This is a genomic window from Leptospira fletcheri, assembly GCF_004769195.1.
Classification (GTDB): domain Bacteria; phylum Spirochaetota; class Leptospiria; order Leptospirales; family Leptospiraceae; genus Leptospira_B; species Leptospira_B fletcheri.
Genome location: NZ_RQET01000013.1, coordinates 202,479 through 220,417, shown reverse-complemented (window position 1 = coordinate 220,417; position 17,939 = coordinate 202,479). Strand labels below are relative to the sequence as shown.

The window sequence follows — 17,939 nt, the reverse complement described above, 5'->3', positions numbered from 1 at the left end:
GGATTTCATTCCCGGTAGGAAATCATTTTCCACAGAATCAAAGATAGTTTGTCGAAAAATGAGAAGCCTGCCTTTCCCTTTTTCGAAACAAAAATATGGAAATTGCGATCCCGACGACAGTGATCGTAACTCCCATGCAATCCAGCCAAAGCGGTTGTAGGAGTCCGTTCTGCATCGATTCCCCGGTATATCCGTTGATTTGTATTCCTAAACCGAATTTTACGAAAATCGGAAACCCGTTAAAGACCATATGAGCTAAAATCGGTTGGGCCAAGGATCCGGTATTCTCCAAGAGCCAGGCAAAATAAAATCCTACAATCCCTGCGCCGATGAATTGCCAAGGATTCAGATGCAGGATTCCGAATAGTAGGGAAGTCCAAAGTGCGGCTTTTATAAAAGAATAATTCCCCCGAAGGCCGTTCCAGATCAGTCCCCGAAACAGAAACTCTTCGGTAAACGGCGCGACTACCATAAGGGCGATGGAAGTTCCCAAAAGGTCCTCGTCCGAAAAAAGGCGATTCAGCATTTCCAGGATGAAATCTGGCTTGGGCAGAGCCAGGGAAAAAAGATTGTCGATTTCCGAAATCGTAATGGTCCATCCGATACAAGTCAACAAGACCGCCAGAGACTCCGGAATGTTCGCTTTCCGAATGGAAAACACCTCCCGAAAAGATCGTCCGGTAAAATACCAGCCTGTGAGCGCCACCGCTCCGATCGAAAGAGTATTCGTAATTCCTAATAAACTTGTTTCGGTTAAGCGGAGGCCTAAAATCGGTCCGACTCTATGCAATAAAAAACCGACCAAGAACGTAACGACGATCGTTGCGAGTACGATTAAAATTGCTCCTGGAAGCGCCGGGAAAATCCACTTTTTTGTCATGAGGTATGCTCTTATGTTTCAGTTGTTCTGGCTCTTCAAACCGGTAATTCTATACTTCCGTCTTTTCTCAGGGGAAAGTGAGGATTCCAAGCGACTTCCCAGAGGAAATCGTCCGGATCCGCAAAGTAACCCGAGCGACCTCCCCAGAAAGCGTCGTGAGCGGGTTTTAGAATCTTGCCGCCCGCTTTTCGGACGAATTCCAAGGTTTCATCCACCTCCGCTTTCTCTCTGACGTTATGGGCCAAGGTGAATCCATGAAAACCGTTTCCTTTAGAAGAGACTTCCGCATCCTTTGCCAATTCCTCTTTCGGAAATAAGGCCAGGACGATTCCTCCGGTACGGAAAAAGGCGATGGCCGCCTCGCTCGCACTAGACAAAGGCCATTTGAGACCGTCCTGATAAAACCGAACGGATCTTTCCAGGTCGGAGACTCCGAGAGTTACGATACTGATTCGAGGTTCCATAGATTCAATTTTCCTAAACTTTCTTTTTAGCGATGCGTTTTGTGTCCAACCATCCGCCTAAGGTCGCGATCAAGAGATACCCGAAAAGCGCCTCGAACGAAAATTCGGGTATGCTTTGAGGCGGAGGTAAAAACGGCGTAAGAACCGCCAAAACGATAAGGAAAACCGCGAAGATCTGCATTCCGTATTTTCCGGCAAAATCCTTTCCTGGAGAAGTGGCGCGAAAATACAGAACCAACCCTAGGATCGTAAGCGCCGACTCAAAGAAAATGGAGAGCCATTTATAATGCCAAAGTCCCAAACCGACCTTGGGTCCGGAGTCCAGAAAGATCGGAAGGTCGGGCGTATGCATCGCAAGGTCCGCAAAGTAATGGGAAAAAACGGAAAGTCCGATGCCCAACGAAATCCGGTTTTTCGTTTTTTCTTCGTACGGCTTATTTCGAAGAATCACATACTTAAACGCAAAGAAAACGAATATACTCCAACCGATCGTAGCCGCTAGGCTGTGGGTGTACGGCATAAAATAGAGTTCGTATGGATTCGTTTCGGTGAGTCCTGGGACGAACCGCACTTTCTCCCAGCCGAAGAGGATGAAAGTCATGAATAATATGTCGACGAACTGAACCCCAACCAAGGTGGTCCAGAGAGGCGTTTCGGGTTCCGCTTTTTTTAAGGCAAAAGAAACGCTGTAATGACCGATGAACATTCTCTCTTCTCCTACTCTGAAATCGTCTCTGTAGCAGAGCAAAGATTTATCTGCCGAGGCAAAGTTGGCAACAGCGATTCTTTTTGGATTCCCGAGGGGGGAGGGTTTTCGGAGCGGAAGGGAGTTAAATCCCGTCCGTAGAGGAATATTTTTGTCCGTCTTCCAGTTTTGAGATCAGTCTGTTTTCCCGGTCCTGGAAGGCTTCTATAAAGGGGTTTAAGTCTTTGATCTTGCTCGAAAGGTTGTAACCGGCTTCCATCGTATCTACCAGAGAAGTGGCTCCGACCATGGAGGCGGCCACTTTGATCGGAGCCATGATCAGCTTTACCATGGGAAGCTTGGAAAGGGAAAAAAAGAAACGAAGCGTTTCCCCCACCATTCGGATTTGTTCCCGTCTATCGTCGTATCTTCCGACTTCGCCCATCGCCGCGTACAGACATTCCTGTCGGATGTTTCCGTCTTCCAACAAATGATTGTCCAGTACGATTCGTGCCGTATCGAAATCCAAGGAATCCGTGATTTTATTTAGAAGAATGATTTGATGTATGTTGTCGGTCATGGCCTTGCCTGCGACCGTCTTTAATTTTTCATAAAGATTCTCCAGAGCGTTATCCCGCTCTTCCTTATTAGCGGGCGCATAGAGATTGTTTTCGAAAAAATGAGGGATTCCGTCGTAGCCTTTGATCGTCGTGAGAAGATCGGAATAGGTACCGCGCAAACGGACAATCGTGGATCTGACTACAGCGAGACGAACTGGTTCGAGTTCCTTCAGATCCATTTCTGTTAGCAACACTTGGGCCCCCGTAGCACGCGGGTCAATAGAAAAAAGACCCGAGAAAGATTCTTCCGAACCTTTCTTTTACTCCTTTGTGATTAGAGCGTTTCCTCTTAAGTTAGACGGAAGTTTTTTCATCGAACCGTCAGCATCTTCGCGGGAAGAAAAGTTTCCCATTCGAACCGTATAATAACCGTTCTTCGTTTTTTTTACGTAAGACTTTCCGCCCAAGGAGGATTTTAATTCGTCCGCTTTTTCTTTTCCTTTGAAGGCTGCGACTTGGACGTAAAATCCTCCTTCGTGTTTGCGGGAAGATTTCTGTGCGACGGAAGAAGTTCCGCCTTTTTTGGAATCCTTTTCTCTTTTGACGATTTTTTTCTCTTTGTGCGGTTCGGCAGGAGCTTCCGGAGCTAGTTTCGCAGGATCTTCTTTTTTGGACGCGGTCTCCGCGCGCAGATCTACGACTTCCGTTCCGGGAGGAAGGTTTCGGAATTTGATCTCTTCTTCCTTAAGCGGATTTCCCGAGGCAAGAGAGTTGGACGCGACCGGCGCAGGTTGTACCGAGGTCGGAACGGAGGAAGAAGAAGATTCGAATCCCTGGTTCAGGGAAAGATCTTCTTGCACATGTCCTTTTTTTCTTCCGATAGAAACGCCTAAGAAGAAAAAAGAAAAGAGAAGTGCGATTAAGAACATGGATAAGAGCGCGATTCTCTTGTTGTCCAGATTGATTACGTAGAATACCTTTTCCTTCATTTCATCCTGCCTTTTAATTCCGCGAATAATTTAACGCATTCCTGTCGTAGATCCTCGAGGTTCCCTAGATTCCTAATGATAGAATCGGCCCGTTTCGCTTTTTCCTCGAGAGTCAGTTGGTTTTTTGCGCGCATTTCGGCCTCTTCCAGGGAGATTCCGTCTCGTGCAGCCGCCCGGAGCAGAGAGGTATTTGGGTCGGAAACCACACAAACGGTCGAGTCGCAGAGAAGATAAGAATCGGTTTCGAACAAAAGAGGTACTTCCCAAGCCACCATTCTTCCTCCCGCCTTTTCTTTCAGAATTTTACGGAACTCTTCCCGGATCCGAGGATGCACTAACCGGTTTAGCTCTTCTAGTTTTTCCCGATTTCCGAATACAAGGTTCGCGATTTTTTTTCTGTCCGGTTTGCCCGATTCCCCTAAAATTTCCGTTCCCAGCACTTCCACAAGACGGTCGGCAATGGGACTGTCCGGATCCGTGTATTTTCGTGCGATTTCGTCCGCGCTGATCCGAAAGGCTCCCAATTCCTCTAGGATTTTCGCCGCAGTGGACTTTCCCCCTCCGATCATCCCCGTGATTCCGACCAGAAAAGCGTGGTCTTCTCTTGCCGGAATTTGCGACATAGAAGACCTTATTCATAGGAAGCGAAGGAGTACAAGCAAAAAAGAGGGCGAAATTATAAGGTCCAAAGGCGAGGAATATTGTAGAATGCAGAGTTACGTTCGGTATTCTTGTTAGCGAAACCGGAAAACAGGCTGCGACTCAGATCTTGCGGCGGAGTTCCCGAGTTTCCTCCCGAAGTCGGAGCGACCGACAGAAGAAACGATTCGAGGACAAAGATGAAATATTTGGAAACTTCCCAGATCATCCCTTCCAAAGGGATGTCGTACACGATGTACGAAATAGAAGGAAACGATCAGATCCAGAGGATGTTAACGTACATTCCGGATACAGACGAAGTGCACGTCTATCCCAAGCCTCCCGTAAAGAAGCTTTATAAACCCGAGCTTTGCAAGTCGGTAGAGGAAGTCGTATTTTCGGAATTATGGAAATTGGGAGAGGAACGGAAAAAGGAACAGCATTAGGTTTTGGCTCCGGGCAGAATCGAACTGCCGACACAAGGATTTTCAGTCCTCTGCTCTACCGACTGAGCTACAGAGCCGAACCCACTGCCAAGGTAAGAAATAGAGGCTAGCTGTCAATGGAAAATCCAAGTTTCGGACCACCGCCTCTTTTCGAGTCCCCCTCTACCGTCGCTGCAAGGGAAGAAATGGTTCGGAGCCAAATTCTTTCTAGAGGAATCTCGGATGTAGAGGTACTTCGAGCGATGCGATCCGTTCCTCGTCATCTTTTTTTGCCTGCTGAAAAAAGGGATCTCTCTTATCTGGACAAAGCAGTTCCGATCGGCTTCGGTCAGACCATCTCGCAACCTTATATCGTCGCGTATATTCTGGAACAGCTTTCCCTATCTCGTGGAGATCGTGTGCTGGAAGTGGGCACCGGTTCGGGGTATCTTACGGCTCTCTTGCTGGAGTTGGGAGCGGATCTCGTCTCCGTCGAGATCGTACCCGAATTGTATCGTCGCGCGAGGGAAACCTTAGCGATCTGGAAATCGAATCGAGTGAAAAATCGGATTCTTTTTTGCGGCGATGCATTCGAATTTGCGGGAAGGAAAAACCGCTATGTTCGTCTTGTATCCTCTGCCTGTTTGCCGGAGGTTCCGGGAAGAGAGCATCCTTTCTTTCTTTGTTTAGAGGAAGAAGGGATTGCTGTGCTTCCGATCCTGCAAAAAAAGGGGATCCAATTCCTGATTACATTAAAAAAACGGAATGATTCCTGGAAGGAATCCGATCGAATTCCCGTACAGTTCGTGCCTTTGACCGGAAAAGGAAAAGGATTCGACGATAAGGAATAAAAAAGGCTCCCTGAGGAGCCTTTTCAAAAACGATCGAAGCTAGGAGATTACAGCTCGACTTTGTATCCGAAGCGGTATTGGGTTCCTCCCAATACGATCGGATAAGCCGGAGTAGGAGCTAAGCTGATGATACCGCCCAAGGAGCGAGTATGTCCGACACCGTATTGGAACGAGTAAAGGGTTTCAGCTTCCATAAAGAAGTGTCCTTTGTCCGTAAGTCTCGCTTGCGCTCCGATCAACCAGTTCGGAGCAAATCCTGCCACGCTGAAACGAGTGTTTTCCCAGTTCGCTTGCGGGCTGGTTCCGTCGGCGACTAAATTCGTAATCGTGTTCGTCGGACCGAGAGTTGCCGCTAAGTATTGGTGTACATCTTCCGCGTGGTTACTACCTGCAAGGCTCCAGCCGCCTTTGAAATAGTGGATCCCTGCTCCGATGTAGATGGAAGCGTCTTCCGAAACGGAAAGTTTGATACCGACGTTCACGGGAATTTGAACTGCATTATAATCCCAGTGAATGTTATAGTATTCATATCCTGCAAACTTCGCAGTCGTATCTCCACCCATGATCTTTCTGGTATAGTTACCTGAAACTCTCCAGAAAAAGGCTTTTCCAAAGTCTTTTTCATATCCGAAAGAGATCACTCCACCGGTCATGGCTCCTCCGGTTTTCGCACTGATGAGTCCGTTCGTCGTGTGTTGCAGAGTAATCAAGCGGTTCTCAGGGATAATTGCCCGGCGAGGAGCAACCCCAGTCGTTCCAGTTGAAGACTGAACGTCATAATAACTAGATGCATCCAGACCGTCTTTTGTGATTGTGCCTCCGAGTTGGCCTAGGTCGAACTGAGTACCAAGGCTTCCGAAGACATATGATTTTGCGCTTACGCTAGCTGCCGAAAAAAGTACGGCAAAGACAAGCATAGCTTTGCTAATGTTACGAACCATTTATATAGCTCCTTAAACTTTTCGTATCGTGAAGTGTCGTAAAGTCCGAGCATTTTATGTCTATTGTTTGCCCAGACATAGGACAGGACTCTAAGGGCGCTAGACTGGCTGTCAAACAGATAATCCGAAGGAAATAAAAAAGTCCTATTTTCATTTTCTTTATTTCGAACATAGGTTAGGTAATCTTGCTGCTCTGCTTTTGGGCAACGCAACAAGGCTTGATTCGGTAAACATGATTCCGGAAAGATTTCTTCTACTCTGTACTGAATGATCGTTCGCTTAAGATCAAAACAAGTTCTGTCTTTTACCGGAGGTTTGGTTCTATTTTCGAAGGAAAAAGCCTTGCCTGAGGGCGAAAAAATCGCATCATGGAGGGTACCGTTGGGGGTGGGACGCTATTAGCGGCTCTGAGAGAGTCCCCGGAACCTGATCAGGATAATGCCTGCGAAGGAAAACGGACGGCAGCAAACAAGTTTTCGTCGATAAGGTATATTCCATTTTTCTGTTTCGATCGGGTTCAACCCGGGAAACTCTTGCCGCCTTCTCCGATTTTCCTCCTGGAATCCACGTTTCCCCATCGGTCGGAGAGACAATGATGGACCCGATCCAAAACGAATTCGCATCTAAATACGAAATCCCCCGTAAGGAAATCCGGTTAACGGATGGAACAAAATACGAGGCATACACGACGGAAGGACCTTGGGGAAACCCGAGAGATCCCAAAGAATTTCATACGGGCATTCCGAAATTACGAGAAGCCTGGATTCGAAATCGAGAAAAAGACTCAAACCATTCCCAGATGTACTACGCGAAAAGAGGAATCATTACGGAAGAAATGAGATATGTAGGTCTTCGGGAAGGATTCGATCCCGAATTCGTGCGTTCCGAAATCGCAAGAGGGAGGGCGATTCTCCCTTCCAATAAAAAACACCCTGAGTTGGAACCCATGATTATAGGCCGGAATTTTCTGGTCAAAATCAACGCAAACATCGGAAATTCCGCATTGTCTTCCTCCATCGAAGAGGAGGTGGAAAAGTTGAGATGGGCAGTCCGTTGGGGAGCGGATACCGTCATGGATCTGTCCACGGGAAAAAACATCCATGAAACCAGAGAATGGATCCTTCGCAATTCACCCGTTCCTATAGGAACCGTGCCGATTTACCAGGCTCTGGAAAAGGTAAAGGGGAAAGCGGAGAATCTCAACATCGGAGTCTTTCTGGAAACCTTGGAGGAACAGGCCGAGCAAGGAGTGGATTATTTTACGATTCATTCCGGAGTCCTGTTGAGATACATTCCTCTGACCGCAAAAAGAACGACGGGAATCGTTTCTAGGGGAGGATCTATCATCGCTAAATGGTGTCTGTCTCATCATAAGGAAAATTTCCTGTACGAAAGATTCGACGAGATCTGCAAGGTCATGAAAAAATACGGGGTTTCCTTTTCTCTAGGCGACGGGCTGCGTCCCGGTAGTATCGCCGATGCCAACGACGAGGCTCAATTCGGAGAATTGAGAACGTTAGGCGAATTGACCCAAAAGGCTTGGGAAGAGGATATCCAGGTAATGATAGAAGGGCCGGGCCACGTACCGATGCATCTCATCAAGGAAAATGTGGACCTTCAGATGGAGATCTGCAAAGAAGCTCCTTTCTACACCTTAGGCCCTCTAGTGACGGACATTGCTCCGGGATACGATCATATCACTTCCGCTATCGGCGCCGCCATCATAGGCTGGCACGGGACGGCTATGCTCTGTTATGTGACTCCGAAAGAGCACCTCGGCCTCCCCGATAAGGAGGACGTAAAACAAGGAGTGATCGCGTACAAAATCGCCGCTCACGCAGCCGATCTCGCCAAGGGACATCCTGGTGCAAAACAAAGAGACGATCTGTTGAGTAAGGCGCGCTTTGAATTCCGCTGGGAGGACCAGTTCGCGCTTTCCTTGGACCCGGAGACGGCGCAGTCATTCCACGACGAAACCCTGCCTCAGGATCGGATGAAGACGGCACATTTCTGTTCCATGTGCGGTCCCCATTTCTGCTCCATGCATCTGACTCAGGAACTCAGAAAATACGCCGAGGAAAAAGGAATTTCCGAAGAAGCCGCGATTACCGCGGGCATGAAGGAAAAATCGGAGGAGTTTCTGGAAAAAGGTGCGAGCGTTTATATCGCTCCTTGAAGCGAAAAGGTGATCCTTCGCCGTGAGCGGAGGATCACCAATGGACCAGCCAAGGAAGGAATCCCAAAACATAGATTCCTTCTCCCAATAATCTGTATCTCTGAGAGCCCGAAAAAAATTCGGAGAACCGTAGGATGATTCCGGGCACTGCGCAGAGTGCCGCCGCAAATAAACACGCGACTGCGGATTCTTTCGGTTCGAATCTCTTGGTCCATCCTGCGAGCAGAACGGAAGACAGTGTTCCGAGCAGGGAAAATCTGAGAACCCAATCTCTGACTTTTTCCCGGGAAAAGATACGCAATAGATAGGATTGGCCTTCTTTTTCGTCGAGTTCCGCTTCCATCAATGAATTCATAATCAGATTCAGGACCGTTCCCCCGAAAAAAAGCGAAAGCAGAAGAACGACCGTCCAGGAGCGGAATCCTACCACCGCAATCGGGCCGAACCAAACTCCTAAGGTATAGATAAAGGCCACCGAAAATTCCTTGCCCATGCGTATCCCGCCCCAGGCCGCAAGAAGAAGATGTCCTAATGCCGCGAAAGCCAGAACTAAGCCGCCTATAAAAACGATCTCTCTCAGAAAAAGAAAGGAAACCGCCCCGCAAACGACGATCCCCGATCCTGCGAAGAACATTAAAATTTTTGCATGTTTATGATGAAAGGAATGTCTGGGATTTACCGAATCGGTTCCTATTCTCCAGCCGTCGAGCAGATGATCTACCGTGTAGACCACCCAGACGCTTAAAGGTAGTAAAAGCCACCAGGCCCATTTCATCTTTGCGCCGGTCACTGTCGCGGCGTAAGCGCCCGAGCCCGATACTCCCAGGCAAATATCCAAGCTGAGCACATGGATATAAAACCATAGGTCTTTTTTGTTCGATGGAAACATGTTTTCGTTTTTCTCTCCCGTTCCCTCGAACAAAGTCCTACTTAGGTTTGTTTTGGGATGCCGTCGGAAATTCGATTCCTTCCGATTTGAATTTTGCGTGCAAGGATTTTATGAATTCCGATTTCAATAAGTATTGATCGGTGATTTCTTTCAATTCGAAGGTCACCGCCAAATCGATATTAGATGAACCCAGAGATTGGAATCGAACGGTCGGTTTCGTTTTCGACACGCTTCCGTAGACGGCTTGAAGGACGGATTCTGCGGTTTCTATGCAAATTTGTTCCACCTTCGGTAGGTCGTTGGAATAGGAGATGGAAACCGGAACATTCACGTAAACGACGGAGGACGGAAGTTTATAATTGGTAAACGTGGTTTTGGACATCTTAGAATTCGGAACGATGACAGTGCTTCCGTTCAATTTGCGGAGAGAGGTGCTTCTCCAATTGATGTCCTCTATATATCCTTCCTCGCCCGTTTCGAGAGAGATGAAATCTCCGACTTTCACTTTCTTTCCTAAAAGTATCTCCAATCCCGCAAAGAGATTCGATAGGGTTTCCTGCAATCCTAAAGCCACAGCTAATCCTCCTACGCCTAATGCGGTTAAGGCGGGGGCCACGGAAATTCCGAACGCCTGTAAGATCGCCAAACACCCGAGTAACAGAATGGCCGCGCGAAGGATATTGCTCAGAATGGAGGCGGAGGAGAGTAGTCCACCGTTTCTGGAGGAGAAGAGTTCGAAGAACCCGGCGGCCACCTCCGCTAAGGAAAAGCTGAGAACCACGATCGCGAAGACTTTCATGTACAGAAATGCGTGCTGTTTGAATTGGGGAGGAACGGAAAGCGCGTGTAAGGCGATATATAGCCCGATAAAAAAGAAAGAATAACGAATCAATGAACGCAAGGCCAGATACAAAGGATGTTTTTTGTCCAGCTTGACTTCGGTCAGAGCTTGCAGGAGTTTCGGTACGAGAAAGCTGCCGAAAATATACCCGAAAAGGATTCCTGTGATCGCGACGGATAATCCGATCATCCAGTGAGACTCTAGGAAGATACGCCATTCAATTTCTTTCATAAACGAATTCTGCAGCCGATCGGAATATCGGAAAGGGTTTTATTGGAGCTTGAACTCGCCGAACGCTATTATGTGGCATAGCCACGGCATTTTTGGCAGGACGAGAAGGATGCAAACCTTCTTCGCTTCTCCCAAAAACAGGATTTTGGAATGACAAACGGAATCCGTATGGGAAACTCACCACCCCAAGGATGGGGAGGCAGAAAAGAAAGTGCTCGAATATGCTTTGGATTCTGGACTTTCCCTTTACGCCCAAAGGTTTACTCCCGAATCGGAAGAGATAGAACCTTGGTTAGAGGAAGTGCATTCCTACGGGATCCGGGAAGTCATTCTCTGGGGAAGCCCCAACGAGGCTGCCTCTTGGAAAAAAAACGCAGTTTTTCGTAAGCTGATCCAGACGTTAAGATCGGAAGGGATTTCTTTGACGACTTTGGACGGATCCAAATTCAAATCCGGTGTCGCTTCCGAAGAAAAGCTGGAACATTACCTAAGAGGTTTGGGAAAGAAGAATTCGGTTCTCGTCTGGTATTCCCTGGACGAGGCGGAAAAAATCCTGGGAGTTCTTAAAGACCGTTTCCAACCGAAGGAGCATCGCCGCACGCAGCCGTTTTCTCCGGTCACGAAGAAGCCGCGGGTCGGAAAACCGAGTTCTGGAGGCGGCTACGGAAAATCCGGAAAGGATGCTTCGGAGAAGGAGACCTTCCGTCCTTCCAGGATCACGATCCGAGTCAAACTTCTCTCCATCGTATCCGTCATCGTCGTATTCAGCATGGGGCTGATGATCTATTTGGCGACCTCCCTTTTTCGGAATTATACGGTTTCTCTGATCCAGGAGTATAACCTGAGTTTGGCCAGATTGACGGGACTACAGGTGGGCTTAAGGATCCGGGAACTCTCGGGCAAAGCGGCGGAATTCTACGAAAGAATTCCGATTTCGCATCAGGCTCCCGGACCGGTAAAAAATTCCTTAGGACCGGGCTTCTTGGAGACCTATTTCAACTCTTCGCCTAGGATTCTCGCATGGGGAAGGATGTCGGGAGAGGATATTCGGCTATTTCTGAATCCGAGATTCCTGAAGGAATTCAGGTTGGACGAGGCAATCATTTTAGAAAAATGGAATTCTCTTAGCAAGGAGGAGAGGACCAGGTTGGTCTTGTCCGAATCCGGGATTCTGCAAGTCTCGAACCTGAGTCCGAAATTCGGATTCCCCCTCGCTCTATTTTCGGAAGGCAAAAAAGGAGGTAAGGAAGCCAGTTTTTTCCTGCTTTCTCCCAACGACCTATGGGAATCTGCCAGGTCCGCTTTGCAGACGGATCTTTTCAATATTTGGGTTGTCGATTCGCAGGGAAAATTGGTGGCACATACCGACGAGACCGAAGCGATGTCTTCCAGGGATTATTCCAAAAATCCTCTCGTGCAATTTCTTTTACGCAATCCCACGGATAACGGTTCTCGAACCGTTAATTTCGACGGTAAAGAGATTCTAGGTTCTTTCCAACAGTTGGAGGATGGAAACCTAGCGGTGGTTTCCTCGATCGAGGCGGAGAAAGCATTCGAAGCCGTGTACAAGATTCGGAGGCAAAACCTCTACATTCTGTTATGCGTCCTATCGCTGGCGTTCCTGGTCGTATTTCTTTTTTCCAGAACCCTCACCGTTCCTATTATAAATCTATTAAGCGCTACTAGACAGATCGAGAGAGGGAATTATCGGGTTGCGATCCGCCCGGTTACCAGAGACGAAGTAGGAGTATTGACGAATTCCTTCCTAAGAATGGCCCGTGGATTGGAGGAACGGGAAAAAATCAAGGATACCTTCGGTAAGTTCGTAAACGAAGCGATCGCGGAACGGGCTCTCGCGGGAGAAGTCTCCTTGGGAGGAGAAACCAAGGAAGTTGCGGTCTTCTTTTCGGACCTTCGCAATTTTACCGGCATGTCCGAAAAAATGAAGCCGAGCGAGGTGGTGGAATTTCTGAATGCGTACTTCACCGAAATGGTGGAATGCATCTATCTTACGGAAGGAATCGTGGATAAGTTCATCGGGGACGCGATCATGGCGCATTGGGGAGCCCTGTATTCGGACGGCCACGACACCCGAAACGCCGTGAACACCGGCCTGCTGATGCGCAATGCGCTTCTGGAATTCAACAAAGTCGGAGAAAAAATAGGACGTCCCAAGGCAAGATTCGGTTGCGGAATCAACACCGGGCCTGTGGTCGTCGGTCAGATCGGTTCCGAAAAGAAATTCGAATTTACCGTCATCGGCGACGCCGTGAATCTCGCTTCAAGGATCGAGTACCTGACTAAGGATTTCGGTACGGACATACTGATCTCCGCGTCCTCGTACGAACAGGTAAAAGATCACTATCATTTCGAGACTCTTCCTCCTGTATGGATTCGGGGAAAAGAGGAACCTCAGAACCTGTATGCGGTTCTCGGTTGGAAAGAGGACCCGGATTGTCCTAAGAGTTTGGAAGAGGTCCGCAGGATCTGCGGGATTCCCGCGCCGCAGGGACCATCCAAGGCTTTGGCGTAATCCGATGATTTCTTGGAGATCCTATGTCCGTGAAATCCAGGTCGGTATCCTTTGCACCTTCGTTTTTACCGGTTCGTTGTTCTTATTGTACCGCGAATCCAAGATTCGGAGCGGTTCGCAAAAGGAAGCGCTGGGGAACGTATCGTTTCGATACAGGACGGCACAACGGAAATTTTCGGATCGAATGCTATGGGAGGATCTGGACCAAGGAATGTCCGTATTCGATAGGGATTCCGTCCGAACGGATGAGGCTTCCGAAGCCGTAGTGTTTCTGAATTCGGGTACTCAGATCGAACTGGATCCCCAATCGATGGTGGTACTGCAGTTAAAGGAAAATCGGGAGATACTCGAATTGGGGGAAGGTACGTTGTTCGTACAAAGTAGAAAAATTCTTTCCGTCGTTTCCGGAAAAGAGGATTTCGAAGCCAAAGCAGATTCCGAATTTCAGATCAGTAAATCGCCCGACGGATTCTCCCTGAACGTGAGGAAAGGGGAAGTCGCTTGGAGAGAAGGTGGAGTTTCCAAAGCCACCGTTTCCGAGGGAGAAGAGGCGTGGAACGGATCCAAGACGAATAAGAATTGGATTCTCTCATTGCCGGAGGAATCCTACCGTTTCTTTCCGCAGGAAAACGAGCAGTCCGTGGAATTCCGTTGGGAGGGAGGAAACGACGGTGTATGGGAGCTTTCTTCTACCAGGGATTTTCACAAAACGCTGGAATCGGTTCCCGTTTCCGATAGGATCCATCGTCGGAAGTTCCAAGAAGGGATTTATTTTTGGAGGGTTCGTTCTAACGATCGGCAGCGAACTTCCGAAGTTCGCAAGTTCCGAGTCGTTCCCAATCCTCCGCCCGAACTTTCTTATCCGAAGAAGGATGGTATGCAGGAGGATCGGACGGTATCCTTTACTTGGGTGAAACAGAAAATCGCAAGCGCTTACAAACTCCAAATTTCCAAGGAATCGAATTTTTCGGATGCGATGGAATCCCAGGTGTTTCGGACGAATTTCTCCCTGACTCTAGATCCCGGCACATATTATTGGAGAGTGGTTTCGTACACGAATCTTCCCGGTACGGATGCGTTTTCGGAAGTACGTAGATTTTCCGTGGTCGGACCCGTGGAACCCAAGTCCGCGAAGCCGGTCGAGATTTCCGAGGTCCGGTCGAAAGCACAGGAAACGGATTCCGTCTCCCTCGAATTTCCTAAAAAGGGTTCCGTAGTGGACATGACCGGGAGAGAAAGTCTTCTTTTCCGATGGAAGAGTAAGGATTCGGCAAAACATCCGGAATGGAAATTTCGTCTATATGTACGCAAGTCCGGAAAAGACGAATTGGTTTATGAGCGGAGCGTAAAGGGGGATCGCTTTTCCTTCCGCGATCTTGAAAAATTGGATATCGGGACCTTTTTCTGGTCCGTGCGATCCGAAAACGATCCTACCTTCGGGTCGGAAGCGGAATTTAAGATACAACTCCGTGAAAATTTGGAAGCGCCGGAAACCAAAGCAAGCGGCGCCCGTCCTTAAAGAGAACGAATGCAAGGCTCAGTCGTCAAATCTGTCCATCGAAATCGTCTGATTGTATTTCAGTATATTCTAATATTTTTTCTTCCTTTTTGGGGGGTTTTTGCGGAAGGTCGGAGTTTTATTTACTATATAGAATGGAAAGAAGTGAAGGGAAGTCGGGGATACATCGTGGAAGTCCGGGGTGCTGCGCCTCCCCAAACGACGATCCTCGAAAAGAAAGTCCAGGAAAACGAGATCGAGTTCAGATTGGAATCCGGATCCTACGAGTATAGGATCGCCGCTCTGAATCGTTTCGGAAAACCTTCCGCTTTCACACCCTGGACGGGATTTAAAGTGGAGCAGGATAGACCGAAGGAGATCGCTTTGGCGGAAAAAGAAGCGGCTTCCAAACCCAAGGTCTCTTCTCGGGTCTTTGTACCTGGATGGGGTTTCTATCGGAACGGGGAGAAGTTAAAAGCGATGTCCGTTTGGGGAGGGTTAGCCGCACTTGCGGTCCTAGGAAATGCGGAAAGAGAAGCCGGAAATCGTCTGGCTTCCGATTCGAAAAACGATCCGAAGGTCATCGGCATACTGGGAATGCAAACCTCTCCGTTAGTCGCGGCGTACCTTTGGGAGGAAAGGTCGCATCACAAATCCCAATACGACATGCACCAGAGAAATCAATTCGTTTTAGGTGGATTGGCTCTCCTGACGGTGACCTTTTCCCTTTGGTTCGAGAATCGCCTTCCCCCGGATCAGACGGTAACCCTAAAGGTCCGACCAGATACTCCTTTTGCGTTAACCTCCATCGTAAGAGAAGGAATTGCAACCAAATGGGAGTTAGATTATACTTGGAGGTTCTAGAGTAATTCCATGAACGGAACCGGAAAATCTTTCGCAATGCTTCGTCTTTTCGTTTTATCCTGCTCGATCACAAGTGCATTCGCATTTTGCTCCAAACCATTTCCGGAAGGGGAATCTTATTTGCTTTTAAGTTTATTGCAGAGCGGTTCCTCGAATCCCCAACTCTCCTACAAATACGTGTTCGTGACCTCGTCCACGTCGCTCGGGAATTTGGGAGGAGTGAGCGGAGCGGATTCGATTTGCTCTACGGCCAAAAGTACAAGTGCCGCGAGTCTACCGGGTTTAGGTTCGGAATACAATGCTCTCTTGGTGGGAACGGGGAGGGTCGCCGGAGGAGCAGGATGGCCCTTAAAGGCTTCCACGACCTATTATCTAAATTATCCAAGTCCCAGCCCCGTTTTTACTACGACTGCCGGCGCTCTTCCGAGCATTCCGTTGGCTCAAGCATTGCCCGGATCCACCGCATATTGGACGGGGCTTTCCGCCACGTGGACTACGGGGAGCACTTGTCTGAACTGGACGGACGGAACGTTTGCGAACACAGGCGATTACGGAAGCCCGGGGGTAACGAGTATGAATGCGTTTAACAATACGTTCGCAAACAACTGCAACACTGCCCAGGCTTTGCTCTGCGTGAGGCTTTAACTCTCCACGATTCCGGCCCGAATGGCGTAAACCACGAGGTCCGCGACTTTGTGCAGGTCCAATTTTTTCATGATGTTTGCCCGGTGAACTTTGACTGTGGCTGGGGAGATATGCAGTAACTTGCCGATTTTTTCGTTGGAGTTCCCTTCAGAAATCAGCTTTAGGATTTGGCGTTCTCGGTCGGAAAGCACGGAAAATATAGAAGGTCCTTCTTCCGATTGTTCTCCACTTTTCTTTTTGTTCAGTCCGGAGATCACTCTAGTCGCGATCCTCGGACTGAGATAGGTTTCTTTGCGTCTCACCGCGTCGATGGCCCTTAGAAGGTCCTCGCCCGCGTCGTCTTTTAGGACGTATCCGTTGATGCCTAGATCGACCAATTTTTGGATGTATTCCTCGTTATCATGTCTGGATAGAATGATGACTTGAATTTTCGGATAATAGCGCTTGATGCCTTTTACCAGATCTATCCCGCTGACTCCGGGCATGGAAATGTCAGTGATCACGATATCGGGTTCGAGTTTACCGATCTCATCTAACGCCTGTTCTGCGCTTCCGTTTTCGCCGACGATCTCCAAATCAGCCTGTCCGGAAACGATCAGGCGGAGCCCTTCCCGGAGTATTGCGTGATCGTCCACGAGATAAAGTCTGCAAGTGGATGGTTGAGAGTTCATATTTTCTCCTTTGAACGTTGCTTTAGAGGAATTCGAAGCACATAAGTCGTACCTATACCAGGCGCCGACTCCAGAAACAAGGTGCCGTTCAGATCTTCTACCCGGCGTCGGATATTCTCCAGCCCGAACCCTGTCTGTTTGATGCGGGCTTCTTTTTCTCGGAAACCTTTTCCATTGTCCTTCGTCGTAACCACTAGAGTATTTTTATCGGATACGATACGGAGTTCCACCTTATCAGCCTGGGCATGTTTTAAAATATTCGCACAGATTTCCTGCAATATCCTGAATACCTGGTTTTGAACGATCTGAGGAATCTTTTCCGGTACTTTGAATTCGGTTTTTATCTTAATTTTCTGAAGAGGAAAGATTCCGGTGGTCAAGGAAGTCAAAGCGGCCTCCAAGCCCAATTCTTTTAACGCGGATGGTTGTAGGTTGGTATAAATTTCCCGTAATTCCTGGCTTGCTCTGTCGATCAGCCCCAAACCGGATTTGAAGGAATCCGCGTGATCCTTTGCGGATTTTTGGAATGCCTGAAAATGAAGTTTGGCCGCGAGAATCAGTTGCCCGACTCCGTCGTGAAGCTCCCTGGCCAATCGGGATCTTTCCTCTTCCTGCGAGGCAAGGACCTTCGTGTGCAGATTCGCGACTTTCTTTTGCAGCTTCTTATTCTGACTGATGTCTTTTAGGATCATTCCTATGCTGTTGCCGAACGGAAACGCCGTATAACCGTAGAATTTATTTCCCTTTCGAAACTCTTGGTTCTGCAATTTGGTATGTCTGGATTTGTTCAGGTTTTCCTTCAGATTCTCCTCTTCCTTGGAATCCAGCCTCAGAATGGAAAATAAATCCGCGCCGATCATCGTGGGTCGGCTACGGAATTCTTTCTGGAACGACGCGGTCGCAAAACGTATAGTGTTATGTTTATCCAAGGCGACGATAGGCGAGATTTCTTCCACTAGAGAAAGAAAATATACTAAGGCCTGCTCTGTGTCCGGATCGATCGAGAGACGCTTTAGATCTTTGGGTTTGAGGAGTCCCGTCGCCACGTAGATCACGTTAAAGCTACTCCGATCCGCGGGAAAGGAAAAAAAAATCCCTCCCCTCGGCCGAAATGAGGGAAGGGGCGAAGGATGCTTAATACTCTTTTAGGAGTCCGT

General features: G+C 48.4%; 18 protein-coding genes, 1 tRNA gene and 1 riboswitch. Of the genes, 7 read left to right on the top strand and 12 right to left on the bottom strand.

Annotated elements, in window-relative coordinates; all coding sequences use genetic code 11:
* Window positions 1-37: 37 nt before the first annotated feature.
* From EHO60_RS15790 to coaE, 6 genes are all read right to left on the bottom strand, one after another.
* A complete protein-coding gene (locus EHO60_RS15790) occupies window positions 38-880 on the bottom strand; it encodes a CPBP family intramembrane glutamic endopeptidase (RefSeq protein WP_135769172.1) in 843 nt (280 codons plus the stop codon).
* Window positions 881-915: 35 nt separating this feature from the next.
* A complete protein-coding gene (locus EHO60_RS15785) occupies window positions 916-1,344 on the bottom strand; it encodes a VOC family protein (RefSeq protein ID WP_135769171.1) in 429 nt (142 codons plus the stop codon).
* Between the two features lie 13 nt (window positions 1,345-1,357).
* Complete coding sequence (locus EHO60_RS15780) at window positions 1,358-2,050, bottom strand: hypothetical protein (protein WP_135769170.1); 693 nt, start codon at window positions 2,048-2,050, stop codon at window positions 1,358-1,360.
* Between the two features lie 124 nt (window positions 2,051-2,174).
* The gene (locus EHO60_RS15775; RefSeq protein WP_135769247.1) at window positions 2,175-2,828 is read right to left on the bottom strand and encodes an FFLEELY motif protein; all 654 of its coding nucleotides are present in this window, start codon (window positions 2,826-2,828) and stop codon (window positions 2,175-2,177) included.
* Window positions 2,829-2,909: 81 nt separating this feature from the next.
* Window positions 2,910-3,578 carry an SPOR domain-containing protein gene (locus tag EHO60_RS15770; protein ID WP_135769169.1) on the bottom strand — a complete coding sequence of 223 codons (669 nt, stop codon included), beginning with the start codon at window positions 3,576-3,578 and terminating at the stop codon, window positions 2,910-2,912.
* On the bottom strand, window positions 3,575-4,201 hold the full coding sequence (gene coaE / locus EHO60_RS15765; RefSeq protein WP_135769168.1) for a dephospho-CoA kinase: 627 nt from the start codon (window positions 4,199-4,201) through the stop codon (window positions 3,575-3,577). Before coaE ends, EHO60_RS15770 begins: the two co-directional genes overlap by 4 nt.
* A 216-nt stretch (window positions 4,202-4,417) precedes the next feature.
* On the opposite strand from coaE, the gene EHO60_RS15760 reads away from it, so the two are divergent.
* Window positions 4,418-4,663 (top strand): hypothetical protein, encoded by a 246-nt coding sequence (locus tag EHO60_RS15760; protein ID WP_135769167.1) that lies wholly within the window; start codon window positions 4,418-4,420, stop codon window positions 4,661-4,663.
* 4 nt (window positions 4,664-4,667) lie between these two features.
* Here the strand turns inward: EHO60_RS15760 and EHO60_RS15755 are convergent.
* A tRNA-Phe gene (locus EHO60_RS15755) sits at window positions 4,668-4,740 on the bottom strand.
* A gap of 108 nt (window positions 4,741-4,848) precedes the next feature.
* Here EHO60_RS15755 and EHO60_RS15750 point away from each other — a divergent pair.
* Window positions 4,849-5,493 carry a protein-L-isoaspartate O-methyltransferase family protein gene (locus EHO60_RS15750; RefSeq protein WP_342776004.1) on the top strand — a complete coding sequence of 215 codons (645 nt, stop codon included), beginning with the start codon at window positions 4,849-4,851 and terminating at the stop codon, window positions 5,491-5,493.
* A gap of 47 nt (window positions 5,494-5,540) precedes the next feature.
* On the opposite strand, the gene EHO60_RS15745 is transcribed toward EHO60_RS15750, so the two are convergent.
* Window positions 5,541-6,434, bottom strand: coding sequence for a porin OmpL1 (locus EHO60_RS15745; protein WP_135769165.1), 894 nt, complete (start codon window positions 6,432-6,434; stop codon window positions 5,541-5,543).
* A gap of 373 nt (window positions 6,435-6,807) precedes the next feature.
* Window positions 6,808-6,904, top strand: a riboswitch (TPP riboswitch).
* Between the two features lie 125 nt (window positions 6,905-7,029).
* On the opposite strand from EHO60_RS15745, the gene thiC reads away from it, so the two are divergent.
* Window positions 7,030-8,610: a phosphomethylpyrimidine synthase ThiC gene (gene thiC / locus EHO60_RS15740; RefSeq protein WP_135769246.1), complete on the top strand. Its 1,581-nt coding sequence runs from the start codon at window positions 7,030-7,032 to the stop codon at window positions 8,608-8,610.
* 34 nt (window positions 8,611-8,644) lie between these two features.
* On the opposite strand, the gene EHO60_RS15735 is transcribed toward thiC, so the two are convergent.
* Entirely contained in the window at window positions 8,645-9,499 is an 855-nt protein-coding gene (locus tag EHO60_RS15735; RefSeq protein WP_135769164.1) for an LA_0991 family prenyltransferase-like protein, read from the bottom strand.
* A 37-nt stretch (window positions 9,500-9,536) separates the two neighbouring features.
* The gene (locus EHO60_RS15730) at window positions 9,537-10,571 is read right to left on the bottom strand and encodes a mechanosensitive ion channel family protein (RefSeq protein ID WP_135769163.1); all 1,035 of its coding nucleotides are present in this window, start codon (window positions 10,569-10,571) and stop codon (window positions 9,537-9,539) included.
* Between the two features lie 211 nt (window positions 10,572-10,782).
* Between EHO60_RS15730 and EHO60_RS15725 the strand changes: the two genes are divergently transcribed.
* The 4 genes from EHO60_RS15725 to EHO60_RS15710 all read left to right on the top strand — a co-directional run bounded on the left by EHO60_RS15725 (window position 10,783) and on the right by EHO60_RS15710 (window position 16,111).
* The gene (locus EHO60_RS15725) at window positions 10,783-13,104 is read left to right on the top strand and encodes an adenylate/guanylate cyclase domain-containing protein (RefSeq protein WP_135769162.1); all 2,322 of its coding nucleotides are present in this window, start codon (window positions 10,783-10,785) and stop codon (window positions 13,102-13,104) included.
* 4 nt (window positions 13,105-13,108) lie between these two features.
* Entirely contained in the window at window positions 13,109-14,623 is a 1,515-nt protein-coding gene (locus EHO60_RS15720) for a FecR family protein (protein WP_246028347.1), read from the top strand.
* A 144-nt stretch (window positions 14,624-14,767) separates the two neighbouring features.
* On the top strand, window positions 14,768-15,466 hold the full coding sequence (locus tag EHO60_RS15715) for a fibronectin type III domain-containing protein (protein WP_246028346.1): 699 nt from the start codon (window positions 14,768-14,770) through the stop codon (window positions 15,464-15,466).
* 36 nt (window positions 15,467-15,502) lie between these two features.
* Entirely contained in the window at window positions 15,503-16,111 is a 609-nt protein-coding gene (locus EHO60_RS15710; protein WP_246028345.1) for a DUF1554 domain-containing protein, read from the top strand.
* Here the strand turns inward: EHO60_RS15710 and EHO60_RS15705 are convergent.
* Complete coding sequence (locus EHO60_RS15705) at window positions 16,108-16,782, bottom strand: response regulator (RefSeq protein ID WP_135769159.1); 675 nt, start codon at window positions 16,780-16,782, stop codon at window positions 16,108-16,110. The genes EHO60_RS15710 and EHO60_RS15705 overlap by 4 nt on opposite strands.
* Window positions 16,779-17,828 (bottom strand): sensor histidine kinase, encoded by a 1,050-nt coding sequence (locus EHO60_RS15700; protein ID WP_135769244.1) that lies wholly within the window; start codon window positions 17,826-17,828, stop codon window positions 16,779-16,781. The genes EHO60_RS15705 and EHO60_RS15700 overlap by 4 nt, the downstream gene beginning before the upstream one ends.
* Between the last annotated feature and the right edge of the window lie 111 nt (window positions 17,829-17,939).

Excerpts from the sequence above, each read along its gene's own strand:
- EHO60_RS15720 (WP_246028347.1), top strand. The coding sequence starts at position 13,109 with ATGATTTCTTGGAGATCCTATGTCCGTGAAATCCAGGTCGGTATCCTT.
- EHO60_RS15770 (WP_135769169.1), bottom strand. The coding sequence starts at position 3,578 with ATGAAGGAAAAGGTATTCTACGTAATCAATCTGGACAACAAGAGAATC.
- EHO60_RS15775 (WP_135769247.1), bottom strand. The coding sequence starts at position 2,828 with ATGGATCTGAAGGAACTCGAACCAGTTCGTCTCGCTGTAGTCAGATCC.
- EHO60_RS15710 (WP_246028345.1), top strand. The coding sequence starts at position 15,503 with ATGCTTCGTCTTTTCGTTTTATCCTGCTCGATCACAAGTGCATTCGCA.
- coaE (WP_135769168.1), bottom strand. The coding sequence starts at position 4,201 with ATGTCGCAAATTCCGGCAAGAGAAGACCACGCTTTTCTGGTCGGAATC.
- EHO60_RS15785 (WP_135769171.1), bottom strand. The coding sequence starts at position 1,344 with ATGGAACCTCGAATCAGTATCGTAACTCTCGGAGTCTCCGACCTGGAA.
- thiC (WP_135769246.1), top strand. The coding sequence starts at position 7,030 with ATGGACCCGATCCAAAACGAATTCGCATCTAAATACGAAATCCCCCGT.
- EHO60_RS15735 (WP_135769164.1), bottom strand. The coding sequence starts at position 9,499 with ATGTTTCCATCGAACAAAAAAGACCTATGGTTTTATATCCATGTGCTC.
- EHO60_RS15730 (WP_135769163.1), bottom strand. The coding sequence starts at position 10,571 with ATGAAAGAAATTGAATGGCGTATCTTCCTAGAGTCTCACTGGATGATC.
- EHO60_RS15760 (WP_135769167.1), top strand. The coding sequence starts at position 4,418 with ATGAAATATTTGGAAACTTCCCAGATCATCCCTTCCAAAGGGATGTCG.
- EHO60_RS15780 (WP_135769170.1), bottom strand. The coding sequence starts at position 2,050 with ATGTTCATCGGTCATTACAGCGTTTCTTTTGCCTTAAAAAAAGCGGAA.
- EHO60_RS15750 (WP_342776004.1), top strand. The coding sequence starts at position 4,849 with ATGGTTCGGAGCCAAATTCTTTCTAGAGGAATCTCGGATGTAGAGGTA.
- EHO60_RS15790 (WP_135769172.1), bottom strand. The coding sequence starts at position 880 with ATGACAAAAAAGTGGATTTTCCCGGCGCTTCCAGGAGCAATTTTAATC.
- EHO60_RS15745 (WP_135769165.1), bottom strand. The coding sequence starts at position 6,434 with ATGGTTCGTAACATTAGCAAAGCTATGCTTGTCTTTGCCGTACTTTTT.
- EHO60_RS15705 (WP_135769159.1), bottom strand. The coding sequence starts at position 16,782 with ATGAACTCTCAACCATCCACTTGCAGACTTTATCTCGTGGACGATCAC.